The organism is Enterobacter sp. Taxon_2 (assembly GCF_058355295.1).
The window spans coordinates 2,969,765-2,986,969 of sequence record NZ_CM178024.1; the positions used below are offsets into that span (position 1 = coordinate 2,969,765).

A 17,205-nucleotide genomic window follows, 5' to 3' on the forward strand; every position below is an offset into this window, starting at 1 on the left:
CGCCGGGTTTTATTTTTTGCAGTCCTGCTCACGCAACCGTCAACGGTAGTTCACGATGACAGAATTACTCTGCACCTTCAGCGCCGGAATCAAACGTCCCCCGCCCGGCACTTCCCAGATGAAACGCAAAGGCTCAATGGCCGGTACGCCGTTGAACGCCTGCGTCGTACCATTTTCGCCGTCGATTTCCGTGCAGCGCGTCTGAGAGCAAAGACGCACCCGCAGTCCGGCTGGCGTAGGGCCAATCAGCCGGTAGTTCCAGACCACAAGGCCCATCTGACCGGAAACACCTTCAGAAGGCGAAAGCGGATTAGAGGACATGGCGACGCCCCGGTTGCTGAGGGTCACCCCCATGCTGCTTGCCTGCCAGGTTCCCTCCCCGCCAGCCTGTGCCACCAGCGGGAAGAGCAAAATCCAAAGCCATTTACGCATTATTTTCCTCCAATCGTCGCGGTCATGCGGATATGACGGTTGTCCGACAGCTCCAGATTCGAGAGTACGACCAGCTGATTCAGGCTACGACGCAGGAAGCGCGACAGCAGCGGACGCAGCGCATGGTTCACCAGCAGCACCGGCGGCGCGCCAAGCATCTCCTGACGCGCCAGCGCCTCCTGGGTTTGCGCCAGCAGACGGTCCGCCAGGCCCGGCTCCAGGCCACCCCCGCCCTGCAGGGCCTGAAGCAGCAGGCGTTCAAGCGGCGTATCGAGGCCAATAACCTGCACTTCTCCGGTTCCCGGGAACCACTGCTGGGTGATCGCGCGGCCCAGCGCCACGCGCACCACCGCCGTCAGCTCGTGCGGATCGCTCTGGATTGGCGCATGCTCTGCCAGCGTTTCCAGAATGGTGCGCATATCGCGGATCGGTACCTTTTCTTCGAGCAGGTTTTGCAGCACCTTGTGCAGCGTCGTCAGCGTCACCACGCCCGGAACCAGATCTTCCGTCAGCTTCGGCATCTCCTGCGTGACGCGGTCCAGCAGCTGCTGCGCTTCCTGACGGCCAAACAGTTCCGCCGAGAATTGTCCAATCAGGTGATTAAGATGGGTCGCCACCACGGTACTGGCTTCAACAACCGTATACCCCTGGATCTGCGCCTGCTCTTTCAGGGCACTTTCAATCCAGATCGCGGCCAGACCAAAGGCCGGGTCGATAGTTTGCTCGCCCGGCAGCGTGCCTGCGGCGGTACCGGGGTTAATCGCCAGCCAGCGGCCTGGATAGGCATCACCGCTGCCAATTTCAACGCCTTTCATCAGAATGCGATAGCGCGCGGGTGGCAGGTCCATATTGTCGCGGATGTGTACCACCGGCGGCAGGAAGCCCATATCCTGCGCGAATTTTTTACGGATACTGCGGATACGGCCAAGCAGCTCGCCGTCCTGCTGGAAATCGACCATCGGGATCAGGCGATAGCCCACTTCCATTCCCAGGGAATCTTCCAGCTGAACGTCGTTCCAGGTCGCTTCGACGGCCTGGGTATTCTCCGGCATTTTTACCGGAACAGGTTCCGCAGCCGGTTTGGTTTCACGGCCGCGCATCCACCAGGCTAGCCCCAGCAGACCTGCCGTAAACAGCAGGAAGACGAGGTTTGGCATCCCCGGCACCAGACCGAGCAACCCGAGAACCGCCGCAGCAAGCAGCATGACGCGCGGGTTACTGAACAGCTGGCCCACCATCTGCTCGCCAACGTCCTGATCGGTGCTCACGCGAGTCACGATGACACCCGCCGCCGTGGAGATAACCAGCGCCGGGATCTGCGCGACCAGACCGTCACCAATGGTCAGCAGCGTATAGCTTTCCGCCGCGTGGCCCATGTCCATCCCGTGCTGCAGTACCCCCACCAGCAGGCCGCCGACCACGTTAATCACCATGATCAGAATGCCTGCGATGGCGTCACCGCGCACAAACTTACTCGCACCGTCCATGGAGCCGTAGAAGTCCGCTTCCTGCGTCACTTCCGAACGGCGTTTTTTGGCTTCATCTTCGGCGATAAGACCGGCATTCAGGTCGGCGTCGATCGCCATCTGCTTGCCCGGCATCCCGTCCAGCACAAAACGCGCGCCCACTTCCGCGATACGCCCTGCACCTTTGGTGATAACCATAAAGTTGATGATAACGAGGATAACGAACACCACGATACCGATAGCGAAATTGCCGCCCACCAGGAAGTGGCCGAACGCTTCCACCACTTTACCCGCCGCTGCCGCCCCGGTGTGACCTTCCATCAGGATGATACGCGTGGACGCCACGTTCAGCGCCAGTCGCAGCAGGGTGGTAAACAGCAGAATGGTCGGGAACGCGGCGAATTCCAGGGTACGCTGGGTGAACATCGCCACCAGCAGCACCATAATGGACAGCGCAATATTGAAAGTGAAAAGCAGGTCGAGGATGAACGCCGGGAGCGGCAGTACCATCATCGACAGAATTAGCAGGATCAGAATCGGCCCGGCCAGGATCTGCCATTGGGTCGATTTCAGGTTGCCGGGCAGGCGCAACATTGCCACCAGATTAGCCATCAGTGTCCTTCTCGTTCATAAAATCCAGCGCGGCAGGCACCGGAAGGTTCTCAGGTTTCACAGGCCGTTGACCGCCGGCCAGACGCCAGCGCTTCAACTGCCATACCCAGGCCAGCACTTCCGCCACGGCGGCGTAGAGTTGTCCCGGGATCTGTTGTCCAATATCCGCATGGCGGTACAGGGCACGCGCCAGCGGAGGGGCTTCCAGGATCGGCACGCGGTGTTCGGTGCCAATTTCCCGGATACGCAGAGCGATCAGCCCCGCCCCTTTCGCCACCACTTTCGGCGCGCTCATTTTGTTTTCGTCATAGCGCAGCGCAACGGAATAGTGCGTCGGGTTAGTAACAATGACGTCGGCCTTCGGCACATCTTCCATCATGCGGCGACGGGCGGCGGCACGCTGCATCTGGCGGATGCGCCCTTTCACGTGCGGGTCACCTTCCATCTGCTTATATTCGTCACGAATATCCTGCCGTGACATGCGCAGTTTTTTGAAGTGGGTATAAAGCTGGAAGATCACGTCAAAACCCACCATCGGGATAATGCTGAGCACCACCAGAAGCGCGCAGAGCCCGACCAGATTCAGCGCGTTGCTCATCGCGGTGAGCGGTGATTCGCTGATAAGTCGCATCATTTCCGGCCAGTGGTACCAGAGGTAAAACCCCGCGGAGCTGCCCATCAGCACCGATTTGAGAACGGCTTTGAGCAGCTCAGCCCCGGTCTGCGCAGAGAACATTTTCGCAATGCCCGGCAGCGGGTTCAGTTTGGAAAATTTCGGCTGCAGCGATTTGGCGCTAAAAACCAGACCGCCGAGCATCACTGGCGAGACCAGTGCGACCAGCACAACCCCGGTAATCAGGGGCAGCAGCGCAACCATGGCCCCTTTAATAAGCTGAATTATCTGGCTGAGGATCAGATTCGGATCGTTGACCATGCTGTGGTCAAAGCGTAAGCCGGTGGACAACATTCCCGCCAGTTTGCGGGCGAGCGACTCCCCGCCCCACCAGATAATGCACACCCCTACGATAAGGATCAGCAGGGAGGTCAATTCTCGGGATCGGGGGATCTGCCCTTCCTCACGCGCCTTTTCTAGTCGGTGGGGTGTGGGGGCTTCCGTTTTGTCGTCGTTCTCTTCTGCCACAGTGCATGCTCAGCCCATTACGTCACGGGTATCATGCCAGCGCAGCGGAAATCCAATGGCGGGAAAAGCCCGTTTATTCGGGCTCTTTTCGATGATTTTGTCGCAAACCGCCTCAGGTGGCGTTCACCTCCTGAGGCGGAACGGACCATCAGAAGCCGAGGCTGTCCAGCAGGTCGTCGACCTGATCCTGGCTTGCCACAACGCCCGCTTTGCTGGCGTCGAGCTGAGGACCATTGAGCAGGCTTTCATTCTCGCGTTTTGGACGGGCTGCCGGTTCCGGAATGTTCTCCAGCAGAACCATCAGCAGCTGACGTTCAATCTCCTGGATAACATCCATCATGCGCTTGATCACCTGACCGGTCAGGTCCTGGAAATCCTGCGCCATCATGATGTCCAGCAGTTGGGCGTTGGTGAAGCTGGTGTGGCCCGGCACATCACCCAGGTACTGACGGGTATCCGTCACCAGCTCGCGGGCATCCGCCAGCTCGATAGGGTTCTCAAACCACTCGTCCCAGCGTTTGCTCAGCGCTTTCGCCCCCTTTTCCATCGCATCCTGGTGCGGCTGTGACGCTTCAACGCTGTTCAGCGCACGTTCCGCGGCCTGAGCGGTCATCTGCACAACATAGTCCAGACGATCGCGGGCATCAGGAATGGCTTCCGCGGCTTCGGCAATCGCCTGATCCAGACCCAGCTCGCGCAGGCTGTCACGCAGCATGCGCGTCAGGCTGCCGATGCGGACGATGATATCGCTCGGCGAGTGTTCTTCAACGGGTTTCATAGCAGGTTGCAACATTTCCATCACCTCACATGCCGAGTTTCTCGAAGATCTTACCGAGCTTCTCTTCCAGGGTTGCCGCGGTGAATGGCTTCACCACATAGCCGCTTGCGCCCGCCTGTGCAGCGGCAATGATGTTCTCTTTTTTCGCTTCTGCAGTGACCATCAGAACCGGCATAGACGCCATTCCCGCATCGGCACGAATGGTTTTCAGCAGTTCCAGACCGTCCATGTTAGGCATGTTCCAGTCGGAGATAACAAAACCAAACCCGCCAGCCTGCAGCTTGTTCAGCGCATCAACGCCGTCTTCTGCTTCTTCAACGTTGTTGAAGCCCAGCTCTTTCAGCAGGTTGCGCACGATGCGACGCATGGTGGAAAAGTCATCCACAACCAAAAACTTAAGCTCTTTATCCGCCATAAAATAATACTCCTGAGTCAAATACGTATTGCCTGTCCGGCACTGATTTTCGCCAGCATCTGCTGGCTTACCTGGCTAAGATCGACCACTTCGCTCACGCCACCCATATTGATGGCCTCGCGCGGCATGCCGAACACCACACAACTTGCTTCATTCTGCGCAATCGTCCAGGCGCCAGCCTGGTGCATTGCAAGCATTCCGGCGGCACCATCGTTGCCCATCCCCGTCAGGATCACCCCAACGGCGTTGCGCCCCGCATGTTTCGCCACCGAATGAAACAGCACATCCACCGACGGACGGTGCCGGTTGACCGGCGGTCCGTCATGAATTTTGATTTGATAGTTAGCGCCGCTGCGCGCCAGCTCCATATGCTTGTCGCCCGGGGCGATGTAGGCATGTCCCGGGAGCACGCGCTCGCCGTCTTCCGCCTCTTTCACGCTGATCTGGCATAGCTTGTTCAGGCGTTCGGCGAACGAACGGGTAAAGCCTGGCGGCATATGCTGAGTGATCAGAATACCCGGACTTGAAAGCGGCAATGGCTGGAGTACATGACGAATTGCCTCTGTTCCTCCGGTTGACGCGCCAATCACCAGCAGTTTTTCCGAGCTGAGTAAAGGACCGGCCTTCAGGGTCGCAGGCGCGGCCATCGGCGTGTGGGCGGCAAGCTTCGCACGAGACGCGGTGCGGATCTTCTCGGCGATCATTTCGCTGTAGGCCAGCATCCCTTCGCGAATGCCAAGCTGCGGTTTGGTGACAAAATCCACCGCCCCCAGTTCTAGGGCACGCAGGGTGATTTCCGAGCCTTTTCCGGTCAGGGAAGAGACCATCACCACCGGCATGGGCCGAAGCCGCATTAATTTTTCGAGGAAATCTATGCCATCCATGCGCGGCATCTCGACATCCAGCGTTAGCACGTCGGGGTTATATTTTTTAATTAAATCCCGCGCTACCAGCGGATCGGGCGCGGTTGCCACCATCTCCATGTCGCTGTGGCTATTGATAATTTCAGTCATGATCTGACGCATCAGCGCTGAATCATCGACAGACAACACCCTGATTTTACTCATGCTTTTTCCTTACTCAGCGCATATACCGTTTGCCCACGCAGGCTAAACTCACGCGCGAGGTTGCTGAAGTTTTCCGAGTGCCCTGCAAACAGTAAACCGTCAGGCTTGAGCAACGGAACAAACCGACGCAGAATGTCCTGTTGCGTCGTTTTATCAAAATAGATCATGACGTTACGGCAAAAGATAGCGTCGAACGGCCCCGGCACGTTGTACTGCTTATCCAGCAGGTTTACGGGCGCGAATTCAACGCAGTTCGCCAGCTCCTGGCGTACGCGTACCAAACCTTCATGCGGGCCTGTCCCGCGCATGAAATAACGCTGCAGCTGCTGCGGTGACAGCGTTTTCAGCTCATCCTGGCGATAAACACCGTTACGCGCCTTCTCCAGCACCTCGGTATCGATATCGCTGGCGTAGACTTTCCAGCGTCCGGGCGTCATGCCCAGGGTGTCAGCCAGGGTGATCGCCAGCGAATACGGTTCTTCGCCCGTCGAGGCGGCCGCACTCCATACGCGATACTCCCCGGTGCGACGGCGTGCGTGCTCGGCCAGGACCGGGAAGTGGTGGGCTTCACGGAAAAACGCCGTCAGGTTGGTGGTTAACGAGTTAATAAAAGCCTGCCACTCCGCGCTGTTCTGGTTCGCCTCGAGCATGCTCAGATAGCGGCCAAAATCATCCAGCCCCAGCGTGCGCAAGCGCCGCACCAGACGGTTGTAGACCATGTCGCGCTTATGATCCGCAAGCACGATCCCCGCACGCTGGTAGATTAACTGACATATCCGACGAAAATGCGCGTCGGACAGCGCGAGGCGCTGTGTCATCTGCAACAATAATGACGTTTGCCCAGGGGGCATTGGTGATGTCATAGCGCCTTCTTAATTACATTCAGGATACAACTGGCACGGCCTGCGACCGCCCGACTTCTGTTACTGCTTCAACGTGCTCTTTCACATTAAACACCGCGACCAGTCCGGTCAGACGATCTGCCTGGCTGGCCAGCTGATCGGTTGCCGCTGCCGCTTCCTCAACTAACGAGGCGTTCTGTTGCGTCACCTGATCCATCTGGCTGACGGCTTGTGCAACCTGTTCAATGCCGCGACGCTGTTCGTCCGACGCCGAGGCAATTTCGCCCATAATGTCGTTCACCCGCGTCACGGAGGTGACGATCTCGTGCATGGTTTTCGCCGCCGTATCCACAAGCGTTGAGCCCTGCTGAACGCGCGAGACCGACTCTTCGATCAGCACCTTAATCTCTTTCGCCGCGTTGGCGCTGCGGCTCGCCAGGTTACGCACTTCCCCTGCCACCACCGCAAATCCTCGCCCCTGCTCCCCGGCGCGCGCGGCTTCAACGGCGGCATTCAGCGCCAGAATGTTGGTCTGGAACGCGATACCGTCAATCACGCTGATGATGTCACCAATTTTCTGCGAACTGGTGGCAATCTCCTGCATGGTGCTGGCAACATGGGACGCCTGGTCTCCGCCTTTCTTCGCCGTCATCGCCGCCTGTTTTGACAGGTCAGACGCCTGACGCGCGTTATCGGCGTTCTGGCTTACCGTCGCGGTCAGTTGCTCCATGCTGGCCGCCGTCTGCGCCAGCGAAGCCGCCTGCTGCTCGGTGCGGGACGAGAGATCGTTATTGCCCGCCGCAATCTCTGAGATCCCGGTGTGCATGGCATAACTGCCCTGCCGCACGTCGCTCACCGTTTCCCGCAGCGATCCCTGCATCGCCTTCAGGCTGGCAAAGATCGCCGAAATTTCGTTCCTGCCGAACACCGCTACCGGACGCGCCAGATCGCCTTTCGCAATACTGTCGAAGTGGCTGCTGATAATCGCCAGCGGCTGGACAATCATTCTGCGCGACCAGAGCAGTGCGGCCCCGGTCAGCAGCCCTGCCAGAATCACCACCACGGCAAAGATGACGCCCGACATGTGATAGCTTTCACGGCTCTGTTCGCCGGCACGCTGAACAGACTGGTTAATATCCTGCTGCCACGCGTTAAAGCTGCCATCAAACGCCGCCTGCGAGGCCTGAACCGGCGCGGTCATAAAGTCCGACAGCTGGTTGTTCTCAAGCCACGTCGCCTGGTGGTCCAGATCGCTGTACCACTGTTCAAAGTTCGTCTTCATGGCGGCCTTCAGCGCTTTCTCTTTCTCGCTGTCGGCGGCCTGCGCCGTAAAAGCTTTAAACTGTGCGTCAGCCTGTTTCAGGCTGTCGCGCGCGGTCGCCATCAGCGCTTTAATGTCATCCGGCGGATAACTCAGCGCGGTTAAGGTTCCTGCCTTGTTCAGCGCAGTGCTTGCCTGCAACAGCACGGCACGCGTTTGTGCCAGTGCGGAGCGCTGCTGATTACTCGTCTCAACTTCCTGCAAATTCTGATAGCCATCGCGAAACGCCCAAAAAGACAACCCGTTACTGCCAACCTGCAACACACCGCAAAGGATCAGAATCAAAAACAGTGTGGTCGAGATACGAATACGATTTAACATCCACGCTCCCATCAAGCGGCAAGCAGCCGCGGTTTAATTGTCAGTCAAAATGTTTCCCAGTTTTCATCTTGTCCGGTCGTCGCGATGCGCGTACGGTTTGCAGCCGATTCAGCGGCTGGCGCGCGATACGTCGCCTGCGGGGTGACCGTGTTTCCAGCGAGTGAAGCGAGACGAAACGCCGAGACGGCCATCTTCAGACGGCTCGCCTGGTCTTCCAGCGCAGCGGCCGCCGCAGCGGACTCCTGCACCAGCGCGGCGTTTTGTTGTGTCACGCGATCCATTTCCGATACCGCCAGGGCAACCTGGTCGATACCACGACTCTGCTCATCAGACGCAGAGGCGATTTCACCCATGATGTCCGTCACGCGGGTGACGGCATTCACGATGTCATTCATGGTCTCCCCGGCGCTTTCCACCAGCACGGAGCCGGTATCCACGCGGGAGACGGAATCTTCAATCAGCGACTTGATCTCTTTCGCCGCGTTGGCGCTGCGGCTGGCCAGATTGCGCACTTCCCCGGCCACCACGGCAAACCCGCGTCCCTGTTCGCCCGCACGCGCCGCTTCCACGGCGGCGTTAAGCGCCAGAATGTTGGTCTGGAAGGCAATGCCGTCAATGACGCTGATGATGTCGGCGATTTTCTTCGAGCTGTCGGCGATTTCGTGCATGGTTTTCACCACGCCATCCACCACGCGACCGCCGCGCTGCGCCGTCTCGGAGGCGCTTTCTGCCAGCTGAGACGCCTGACGGGCGTTATCGGCGTTCTGCTTCACGGTAGCCGTCAGTTCTTCCATGCTGGCTGCGGTCTCTTCCAGCGCAGACGCCTGCTGTTCCGTACGGGAAGAGAGGTCGTTATTCCCCATCGCAATTTCGCTGGTGCCGGTATAGATCGCCTCGGATCCGTTACGCACGTTGGTGACGGTCTCCACCAGCGAGCGCTGCATATGGTCAACGCTGTTGGCCAGCTCGGTGATCTCATTGCGCCCGGACACGGTCAGCGTTTTGGTCAGATCGCCTGAAGCGATGTCGCGGATATGCGCAATCACGCGGCCCAGCGGGTTGAGAAGGATGTGACGAATGCCGTACCACACGGCTACCAGCACGATGACCAGCGCCAGCGCCAGCACGGCCATCTGCCATTTAGCGAAACGGTAGTCGTTCTGGCTTTCCGTAAATGCAGAGTGGTACAAGTCGCTGCTGGCTTTGGCATACTCACCCAGCGCCGCGCCGAGCGCGTTTTGCATCCCCTGCGTCGGCTGAGCGAAATAGGCATCCATGTTGCCGCTCTCCAGGAACTGGATCAGCTCCGTCAGCCCGGCAAAGTAGGCGTTGTACTTCTCATCAATGTTGGCGCTCGCCTGCTCCATCGCAGGCTGCGGAGCAATCTTTTTGAAGGCGTCGTAATGTTTTGCCGCGTCGGCAAGCGTCGCACGCGCGTTTTTCAACAGGTCCGTTTTCGCGCTGCTCTGCTGATTGTTGGGATCCATCATCATGCGCGCGGACGAGCGGCTCAGGTTGATACGCGTTTGCAGCATCAGATCCCACGTCGTGGTCAGTTCACTCTGCTGCAGCCGCAGATCGTTCGAGGCCACGAAGCTGTCCTGATTCTGTTTTAACGACGAGAAAAAGAGGCTACCGGAAATAAGCTGAAGAAGTGCGAAAATGACCAGCACCATCATGAGCATTGTGACAACGCGGATACGGTTCAACATACAACACCTTCTCATAGATTTATTAACGGTGTTATCGGCACTACCCACAGGAACTTTACATTTGAGAAAGGGAAAAGCGCGGGGCTAAAACGCCACGTCAACAATCAGCGTATCGGTGTAGGTTCCGGCGGGTGGCGTGGTCTGATTGGTCAGGACTTTCGCGGTGTAATTGTAGGTGCGCAGCAAGCCGTCGGTGCTGACCTGTGACGATACCGCGCTGGACCAGCGCTCGCTGCCGCTGCCTCCCCAGCGGTTACTGGTGGCTTCTTTATAGATGTCATAGCTCATGGCGTTGCTGCCGCTCACCATGCGCCGCACGTTGTTCAGCGCGTTAGCCCCGTTGTTAATGCCGATGGTATACGTACTGCCTTTGGTACAGGTGACGGCAATCGCCTGCGAAACGGTAGGGAAACTTTGTACCAGGGGTGCGCTGTTGAAGTTCACGTCCGGCGTGGTCATGGCGCTGCAATCGTTGGTAACAGTCATGTTCAGTAGAATGGTGGTCGTCGCGGTGCCCGCCTGATTGATTGTGCAAATGCCGAGCGCGCCCACGGAGCACACGCTGTAGTTAACGCTGAAGGTTAACTGCACCTGATATGGCCCGGCAGTGACGTTTTGTCCGGCGACGGTGCGAAAATAGAGCGGAATGTTGTACTGCTTTGACCCCAGCAGCCCCAGCAAGGTATTCCCACTCCAGGTATACGATTTACTTATCTGTACCTCGCTGCTGCTCGCGCAGCCCGAGAGTCCGCACAGCCGGGTGGGGATCACGTCCGTGATGGTCGCATCATCTGTCCGTTTCATGGTGGCCCGGCTGCTGCCCGAAACCGATGCGGCGGTGTAGGTCAGCGTCACCGAGTCGTTGGTCAGCAGATTCAGTATGGCATCACAGGACACCACCAGCGTGCCGGTGGTTTCCACCTCCCCGGTTCCGCTGAGCGCGAAGGAGGTGACGCTGCCAAATGAGGCATTGACCGTACTGACGGTACACGCCGCCCAGCCGCCGCCGGAGAACAGCAGCAGAATCAACAGCAGCAGGCGCGTCATGGCGCCTCCCGACAAATCAGCGGCCCGTAGGTTTTCAGCTTGTGTTCCGGATTGGCCCCCACGGTCAGGGTAGCCCTGCAGCGTTTTCCGTCAGGCGCTATCACCTCCAGCGGGTTCACATCACTAAGATTTTCCAGCCAGGCGATGCCGTCATACCCCACCACCGCATTGCTGCGCGAGACCCGTCGGACCTGGCTTCCCACCGGCAGCGCCTGCCCGTGCGCATCATGCAGAATAACGCTTGCCACCCGCTCCTGCTCCATCGGGAAATCAACCAGATAGCCGCTGTGACGGCGGATCGCGATCCGTCGCTCGGTCTCTTTCAGACGGGTATCCGCCGGCAGATTCAGGGTATCGATCCGGTAGCTTGCGGGGTAATACGCCGACACCCCGCTCACCAGCAGGTAGCCGTTGTTATTGGTTTTACCGACGGGCTGGTTCTCGTAGCTGACGGGCACATCCGGATGACCGTCGGTACTGATGACCACAAACGCATCGTTGATTTTATTCGCTGCAAACAGTTCGCCGTCCATCAGGACAATTGCGCCCATCGCCTCGCCCCACCAGGTCATGGTATCCCTTTCGCCATAACCGCCGCCCTGCAGCTCTATGTTGTTATTGCGCCAGCCCAGCGTCCCCTGTTGATAATCACTGGATCTTGACTGGTTGGCCCAGGCCATGTTCCAGCTAAACCCACCGTCAGAAGGCATGGAATGGTTATAGTTGATGCGCTGGGTACTGCCTGCATCCGGGGTATTTTCAACGGTGACGGCAGCGCTGTCGCGTGCACCCAGTGGCACCTGCAGCGACAGCGCGACCGTCCAGTCTCCCCGCTGCTGATCCCGGCTGCCGGCCAGGTAAATACTGCTCGCCCCCCACAGATTGCGGCTCCAGGAGAGATTGAGCAGCTCGGTTTTTTGGCTGTCGAAACTCTCCACGCCGATCCAGGCCGCACCGATGTTGCCGTACTGTCCCAGATTGAAGGTCAGAGAATACTGGTCCGTATTACGGCTGAAGCTGGCGATGGGTTTATCGTTTTCGTCATACACCATCGGCTGGTCGTAGAGGGCCAGATTGCCAAAGCCGCGGCCGCGACGCGTGTGCTGGGTGGCGACGCTAAACGCGCTGATGCTGTACTGGTAACCCCAGTTGATTTGCCCGCCCGCATCATCGCGCATGCGGCTCTGCGAGTAAGAGGTATTCACCACGCCAAACTGGCCGAGTTTTATCACGGTCCCCGCCCCACCCAGCGCCAGCTCCTGCGCCCCTTCCGCGTGGCCTTCCAGCGTTAGCCAGTCTGTTAGACCGTAGCGATACGAGCCGCTGCCCGCCGCGGAACCGTAGTCAAAATTCTTGATGCCGTAGTTACGCCTCAGGCTGCCCAGGGTCACGGCACCGTCGCTGAGCCCTTGTTTAAGCAGGTCGCTGGTGACGTAAAACGGTAGCGTGGTGCTCACCTGGCGCCCCAGCGCATCCGTCGTGACCAGCACCGCATCCCCGGCGCCGTTGATATAGGGCAGATTAGTCAGGGTGAAGGGGCCCGGCTGAAGCTGGGTTGAGCCGGAACGATAGCCATTGATAAAGAGATCGACCGAGGTGGGTACCGCGGCTTCCCCTGCGAACTCGGGCAGCGGCCACGTCACCAGATCGGGGCGCAGGGAGAAATCCCGCCCGACGCTGATCCCCCCCATCCGCACGCTGGAGCTCCAGCTCAGGGCATCGCTAATCACATCCCCGACGCTCCAGCTCATCGCGTCATCTTCGTTAGTGAACAGCAGGGTCGTGTCATAGCGAACATACCCTTCCTGCTGGCCGTCGTTACCGCTGAAATTTTCGCGCGCGTAGCCGGTGGAGGAAAAGGAGCCGTTCTCGTCGAAGTAGCGGAACTCATGCCAGAGCGACGCCTGACCGCCGATATGTTCCGTGTGGTTGGTGTAGAGATCGTAATTCAGCAGCGCCCCGCGCCCGTAGTGCGGTTTGGCCTGCGTCGCTTGCGCGCTGAACGGCGTCACCCGGGCCGTCACCCAGTCGCGGGGAACGGTCAGCAGCAGGCGCTGCGCGGCGCTGTCGTACTCCACCCGAACCAGGGCAAGCGAAGAGAGATTCACCTCTCCGGTGGGAACATGCGCCGGGGGCAGCCCCGCGCGCAGCAGGTCGGCGCTGGAGATAAAGAAAGCGCCTTTACGCTGCGTCACGGGCACAACCAGACCGGTATCGTAGTGGTTGACCACGAGGGCAAGCTGGAAAACCGCTTCATCATGTATCGCCTTTGCCTGGGGCGGCGGCGGTAAACTGTCGTCACCGGGCTCAGCCCAGGTTGCGGAACTGACGCAGAGCAGGATCATCATCGCCGGCTTCAGTTGACGGGCGTCGACTGCCATTGTGCGTCCCTGGCATTAATCTGCGCGCTCATCCGCTCTGGCTGACGAACGCCAGCGGGTACCGGCCAGCTGCGGGTGCTGCCCGGAAGGACGTAACCCAGTAATCCCTCCGCAACCGTGCGTTTCTGCCCTCCCTGCTCCAGCGCCACCTGGCTTAGCCTGACATGGACATCCCCGCGATTTCGGACCTCCAGCGCAGGCTGTCCACCCGCCTGCGTCACCCGCCAGCTCAGGTTTCGGGTCTCCACCAGCGCGTGGTGCGCGCCCTCTTTTATCGTCGGTATCCCCTGTCCATACACAAACAGAGGAATGGAGTATCGCATCTGCAATTTGAGGCCAATGGAGGGTTCGGCTTTAGCATCAGGCTGGGGGATTTCATCGACAATAATGCGGTAGGCCTGTTCGACGCCTGCGGGGACTGAAGTCTGTTTGATAAGGCGAATAAGCTGCTTGCTGCCCGTGCCAATCGTGACAATCGGCGGGCTGGCGACCACGTCCTGCTGCGCGGTATAACGCTCGTGTCCGTCCTCCTGCTTCCAGCGCACGATGCGGACCTGCATCGTCGTGGCGCTGTTTCCCTGGTTCTGGATCCACAGTTCCGTGGCATTGGCGTCCGCAGCAAGCCACGGATCGATCGGCCAGAGCAGAATGGTGGCTGCCGCCTGCGCCTGACCGGTTGCCACAGCCATTCCCAACGCGCCCGCCAGACAAACAGGTCTGAAAATTGGCTTCATCAACACTCTCCCTTTATTACCATGACAAGGTCACGGTGAGCTGATCGGAATACGTTCCTGCCGGGCTAAATCCGGTCAGTAGCGCCACGCCAAAAAGCGGCAGCGCGATGTTATTGCTGTTGCTATAGGTCACCGGTATCGCCTGGTTGACGCCAATTTCGCTGTTCGCGGCCAGCGAGCTGCTGCTGTAGAGCCGGTACGGCACCAGTTCTGTTCCGCCTGACCGCTTCATCCGGCGTACGGAGGCGTAATTCTGCCCGCCGTTAATGCTCATGCTCAGCGCCACGCCCGGCGTACAGGCGATAGACAACGCCCCGTTTGGCACAAAGCTGGTGCTGACCGGCGCGCTCTCGACGCCGTTATGGGTGCCAAAATCCAGCGTACCGAGAAGCCCTCCGCTACCGGTTGCTACCGCGCATCCCGGTACAATCGTCGCGCTGACCTTAAACGACTGTGATGTCACCGCATTCGCCGCGGGCATCATGAGCAATCCGACGAGCAGCGCGAAAAAAGGCTGCACGTGTCCCTCTGCGCATGTACGCAGACCTGTGAGAGTTGCCTTCATGGCTATTCGGGACTAATAGGTTACGCTGACGTTAATCGTGTCGGTGTAGGTTCCCGGGACGACCGTCACGCTGTTACCACCGCCGGTAATACGTCCGTAGAGGGTGTAGCTGTCCACCCCTCCGGCCGTTGAGGCGATCGGCAACGCGGCGTTGTTGGCAATCACGGTGTTAAACCCGCTGTCGCTGTACAGGCTGTAAGCCACGCCCTGGGCCGCGTTGGCCGTATTAACCAGATAGCGTTCAGGCGTACCCGGCGAACCGACAACGGTTCCGGGTGCCGTAGAATGGGTATTACCGGTGATCGCCACCGTGTAGCTGGCGGTCGTACATTGAATGGTGAAGGTGTTTCCGCCGCTGGCGCCGCTCAGCTGCGTCGTAAGAGTGGAAAAGGTTGCCGGATGGGTACCGAAATCGAGCGTACCGAAGTTAATGCCACTTTGCGCGGGCGATCCGTTTATCAGACAGCCATTTGTCAGCGTCAGCGTCGCGCCGATGGTGCCACTGCTGGTGACGGCCAGCGCCTGATGGGCCGTTGTCGCAGTCAGTAAGGTTCCTGCGCAGATCAAAAGGAGTTTTCTTTTCATTTACCACCCTCCAGAAGACGTCTCCGTTCCCTTGCCACATTTTATTTTTGTCGTTCAAGATGTTAGCCCCGCTTAAGGTTCCTTTGAGGGGGTTATTGAGAATTTAGTTTACGGATATCGCTTCGACCACCCGCCCCTCAACGCATAAGCCATATGTCTTATTGACTTAATTTCCTTATTAATAACAGAGAGTTAAATTTATTTAATCCGCGATTTTATTTTTTCCGGAGAGAATATATCCATTAAAGTGTGATGCAGATCACAATATATCGTCAGGGCAATAACAACAAAATTAATAAAACTTAAAAAGGTGTTGTATCCCCCTACACTTTGCGTCAATTTATGTGCCGAATAATTTCCTGCATCGTAATAAAAAATTTATATGTATCGATGCGGGCTACATCTGAAGCGCATAGAGGGTCTTTTTTCGTGGCAAGTGCAAACAAACTCACACTCTTCATCGTGATATTCATGCTGGCGGGTATTCTTTCAGGGGCAGCAATTCATGAATATGCATCTGCGGATGCCATCACAGCCTGGTCGGATAACATTACCCTTCTGACCGATATTTTCCTCCGTCTGATCAAAATGGTCATTGCACCATTGGTCTTCAGCACGCTCACCGTCGGCATTATGAAGCTGGGCGAAACCTCCACTATTGGCCGCGTTGGCGGTAAAGCGATGGTGTGGTTTATTAGCTCATCCGTGCTCTCCATTCTGGTTGGCCTGTTTATCGTCACGCTGGAGCATCCGGGAAGCGGTCTGAACCTGACGATCCCAACCGAAGCGGTGGATACCGGTCTGGCCGTTGGCGGCATGACGCTGAAAGCGTTCCTGTCGCACACCATTCCAACCAGTATCGCCGGGGCGATGTCGAACAATGAGATCCTGCAGATTGTGGTGTTCTCGATGTTCTTCGGCATCGGCGGCGCGTCGCTGGGGCAGAAATTCAACGCGCCGCTGGTAGCCGCGCTGGATGTGGTTTCCCATATCATGCTGAAGGTCACGGGTTACGTGATGTACGTAGCTCCGCTGGCCATTTTTGCGGCGATCTCCTCCGTGATTGCCACGCAGGGTCTGGGTATTCTGCTGAACTACGCATCCTTTATTGGCGGCTACTATGTTGCCATTCTTCTCACCTGCATGGTGCTGCTGGCCGTGGGTTACATGGTGCTGAAAAAAGAGGTGTTCCGCCTGGTCAGCATGCTGAAAGATCCGGTCCTGGTGGCGTTTACCACCAGCAGCTCTGAAGCCGCCTACCCTAAAACGCTGGAGCAGCTGGAGCGTTTTGGCTGCTCGCGCAACATCGCCTCTTTCGTTCTGCCGATTGGCTACTCCTTCAACCTGGTGGGTTCGATGGTGTACTGCTCTTTCGCTTCGATGTTTATCGCTCAGGCGTACAACATTCACCTGAGCTTCTCGGAAGTGACGGTTCTGATGCTGACGCTGATGCTGGCCTCCAAAGGGATTGCGGGCGTACCGCGTTCATCCCTGGTGGTGCTGGCCGCGACGATCCCAAGCTTTAACATTCCGGTGGCGGGTATTCTGCTGCTGATGGGGATCGACCACTTCCTGGATATGGGCCGTTCCGCGATTAACGTTCTGGGGAATGGTATTGCGACCGCGATGCTGTCGCAGAATGAAGGTGCGCGGGAAGCTGAAGCGGAAGCTGAGCTGGTAAAGCAGGAAGCGTAAGGGTATGAAAAAAGGGTGAGGCCTGATGCCCTCACCCCAACCCTCTCCCGCAGGGAGAGGGAGCAAACACAAAAAACGGCAACCTGGGTTG

Annotated in this window: 15 protein-coding genes; 1 reads left to right on the top strand and 14 read right to left on the bottom strand. The window is 58.3% G+C overall.

The features are described from left to right. Positions 1-39: 39 nt before the first annotated feature. From flhE to AC4IC4_RS14175, 14 genes are all read right to left on the bottom strand, one after another. The gene (gene flhE / locus AC4IC4_RS14110) at positions 40-432 is read right to left on the bottom strand and encodes a flagellar protein FlhE (RefSeq protein WP_024909681.1); all 393 of its coding nucleotides are present in this window, start codon (positions 430-432) and stop codon (positions 40-42) included. Continuing rightward, the gene (flhA, locus tag AC4IC4_RS14115) at positions 432-2,510 is read right to left on the bottom strand and encodes a flagellar biosynthesis protein FlhA (RefSeq protein WP_024909680.1); all 2,079 of its coding nucleotides are present in this window, start codon (positions 2,508-2,510) and stop codon (positions 432-434) included. Before flhA ends, flhE begins: the two co-directional genes overlap by 1 nt. Further along, a complete protein-coding gene (gene flhB / locus AC4IC4_RS14120) occupies positions 2,503-3,651 on the bottom strand; it encodes a flagellar biosynthesis protein FlhB (protein ID WP_024909679.1) in 1,149 nt (382 codons plus the stop codon). The genes flhA and flhB overlap by 8 nt, the downstream gene beginning before the upstream one ends. A gap of 148 nt (positions 3,652-3,799) precedes the next feature. Beyond that, positions 3,800-4,444, bottom strand: coding sequence for a protein phosphatase CheZ (gene cheZ, locus AC4IC4_RS14125; RefSeq protein WP_023312251.1), 645 nt, complete (start codon positions 4,442-4,444; stop codon positions 3,800-3,802). A gap of 10 nt (positions 4,445-4,454) precedes the next feature. Further along, positions 4,455-4,844, bottom strand: a complete 390-nt coding sequence (gene cheY, locus AC4IC4_RS14130) for a chemotaxis response regulator CheY (protein WP_008500431.1) — start codon at positions 4,842-4,844, stop codon at positions 4,455-4,457. A 17-nt stretch (positions 4,845-4,861) separates the two neighbouring features. After that, entirely contained in the window at positions 4,862-5,911 is a 1,050-nt protein-coding gene (locus AC4IC4_RS14135; RefSeq protein WP_008500430.1) for a protein-glutamate methylesterase/protein-glutamine glutaminase, read from the bottom strand. Further along, on the bottom strand, positions 5,908-6,774 hold the full coding sequence (cheR, locus tag AC4IC4_RS14140; protein WP_023312253.1) for a protein-glutamate O-methyltransferase CheR: 867 nt from the start codon (positions 6,772-6,774) through the stop codon (positions 5,908-5,910). The genes AC4IC4_RS14135 and cheR overlap by 4 nt, the downstream gene beginning before the upstream one ends. A gap of 19 nt (positions 6,775-6,793) precedes the next feature. Then, positions 6,794-8,395, bottom strand: coding sequence for a methyl-accepting chemotaxis protein IV (gene tap / locus AC4IC4_RS14145; RefSeq protein WP_491471354.1), 1,602 nt, complete (start codon positions 8,393-8,395; stop codon positions 6,794-6,796). A 44-nt stretch (positions 8,396-8,439) separates the two neighbouring features. Continuing rightward, positions 8,440-10,107, bottom strand: coding sequence for a methyl-accepting chemotaxis protein II (gene tar / locus AC4IC4_RS14150; protein WP_491471355.1), 1,668 nt, complete (start codon positions 10,105-10,107; stop codon positions 8,440-8,442). Between the two features lie 84 nt (positions 10,108-10,191). Continuing rightward, positions 10,192-11,154 (bottom strand): Csu type fimbrial protein, encoded by a 963-nt coding sequence (locus AC4IC4_RS14155; RefSeq protein ID WP_032647810.1) that lies wholly within the window; start codon positions 11,152-11,154, stop codon positions 10,192-10,194. Beyond that, positions 11,151-13,535, bottom strand: a complete 2,385-nt coding sequence (locus AC4IC4_RS14160) for a fimbria/pilus outer membrane usher protein (RefSeq protein ID WP_491471356.1) — start codon at positions 13,533-13,535, stop codon at positions 11,151-11,153. The genes AC4IC4_RS14155 and AC4IC4_RS14160 overlap by 4 nt, the downstream gene beginning before the upstream one ends. Continuing rightward, a complete protein-coding gene (locus tag AC4IC4_RS14165) occupies positions 13,511-14,269 on the bottom strand; it encodes a fimbrial biogenesis chaperone (RefSeq protein WP_491471357.1) in 759 nt (252 codons plus the stop codon). The genes AC4IC4_RS14160 and AC4IC4_RS14165 overlap by 25 nt, the downstream gene beginning before the upstream one ends. Before the next feature lie 16 nt (positions 14,270-14,285). Further along, positions 14,286-14,834, bottom strand: a complete 549-nt coding sequence (locus tag AC4IC4_RS14170) for a Csu type fimbrial protein (RefSeq protein ID WP_032647815.1) — start codon at positions 14,832-14,834, stop codon at positions 14,286-14,288. 12 nt (positions 14,835-14,846) lie between these two features. Continuing rightward, positions 14,847-15,419 carry a Csu type fimbrial protein gene (locus AC4IC4_RS14175; protein WP_032647817.1) on the bottom strand — a complete coding sequence of 191 codons (573 nt, stop codon included), beginning with the start codon at positions 15,417-15,419 and terminating at the stop codon, positions 14,847-14,849. A 429-nt stretch (positions 15,420-15,848) separates the two neighbouring features. Between AC4IC4_RS14175 and AC4IC4_RS14180 the strand changes: the two genes are divergently transcribed. Next, positions 15,849-17,114: a dicarboxylate/amino acid:cation symporter gene (locus AC4IC4_RS14180; RefSeq protein WP_024909671.1), complete on the top strand. Its 1,266-nt coding sequence runs from the start codon at positions 15,849-15,851 to the stop codon at positions 17,112-17,114. Positions 17,115-17,205 lie beyond the last annotated feature (91 nt).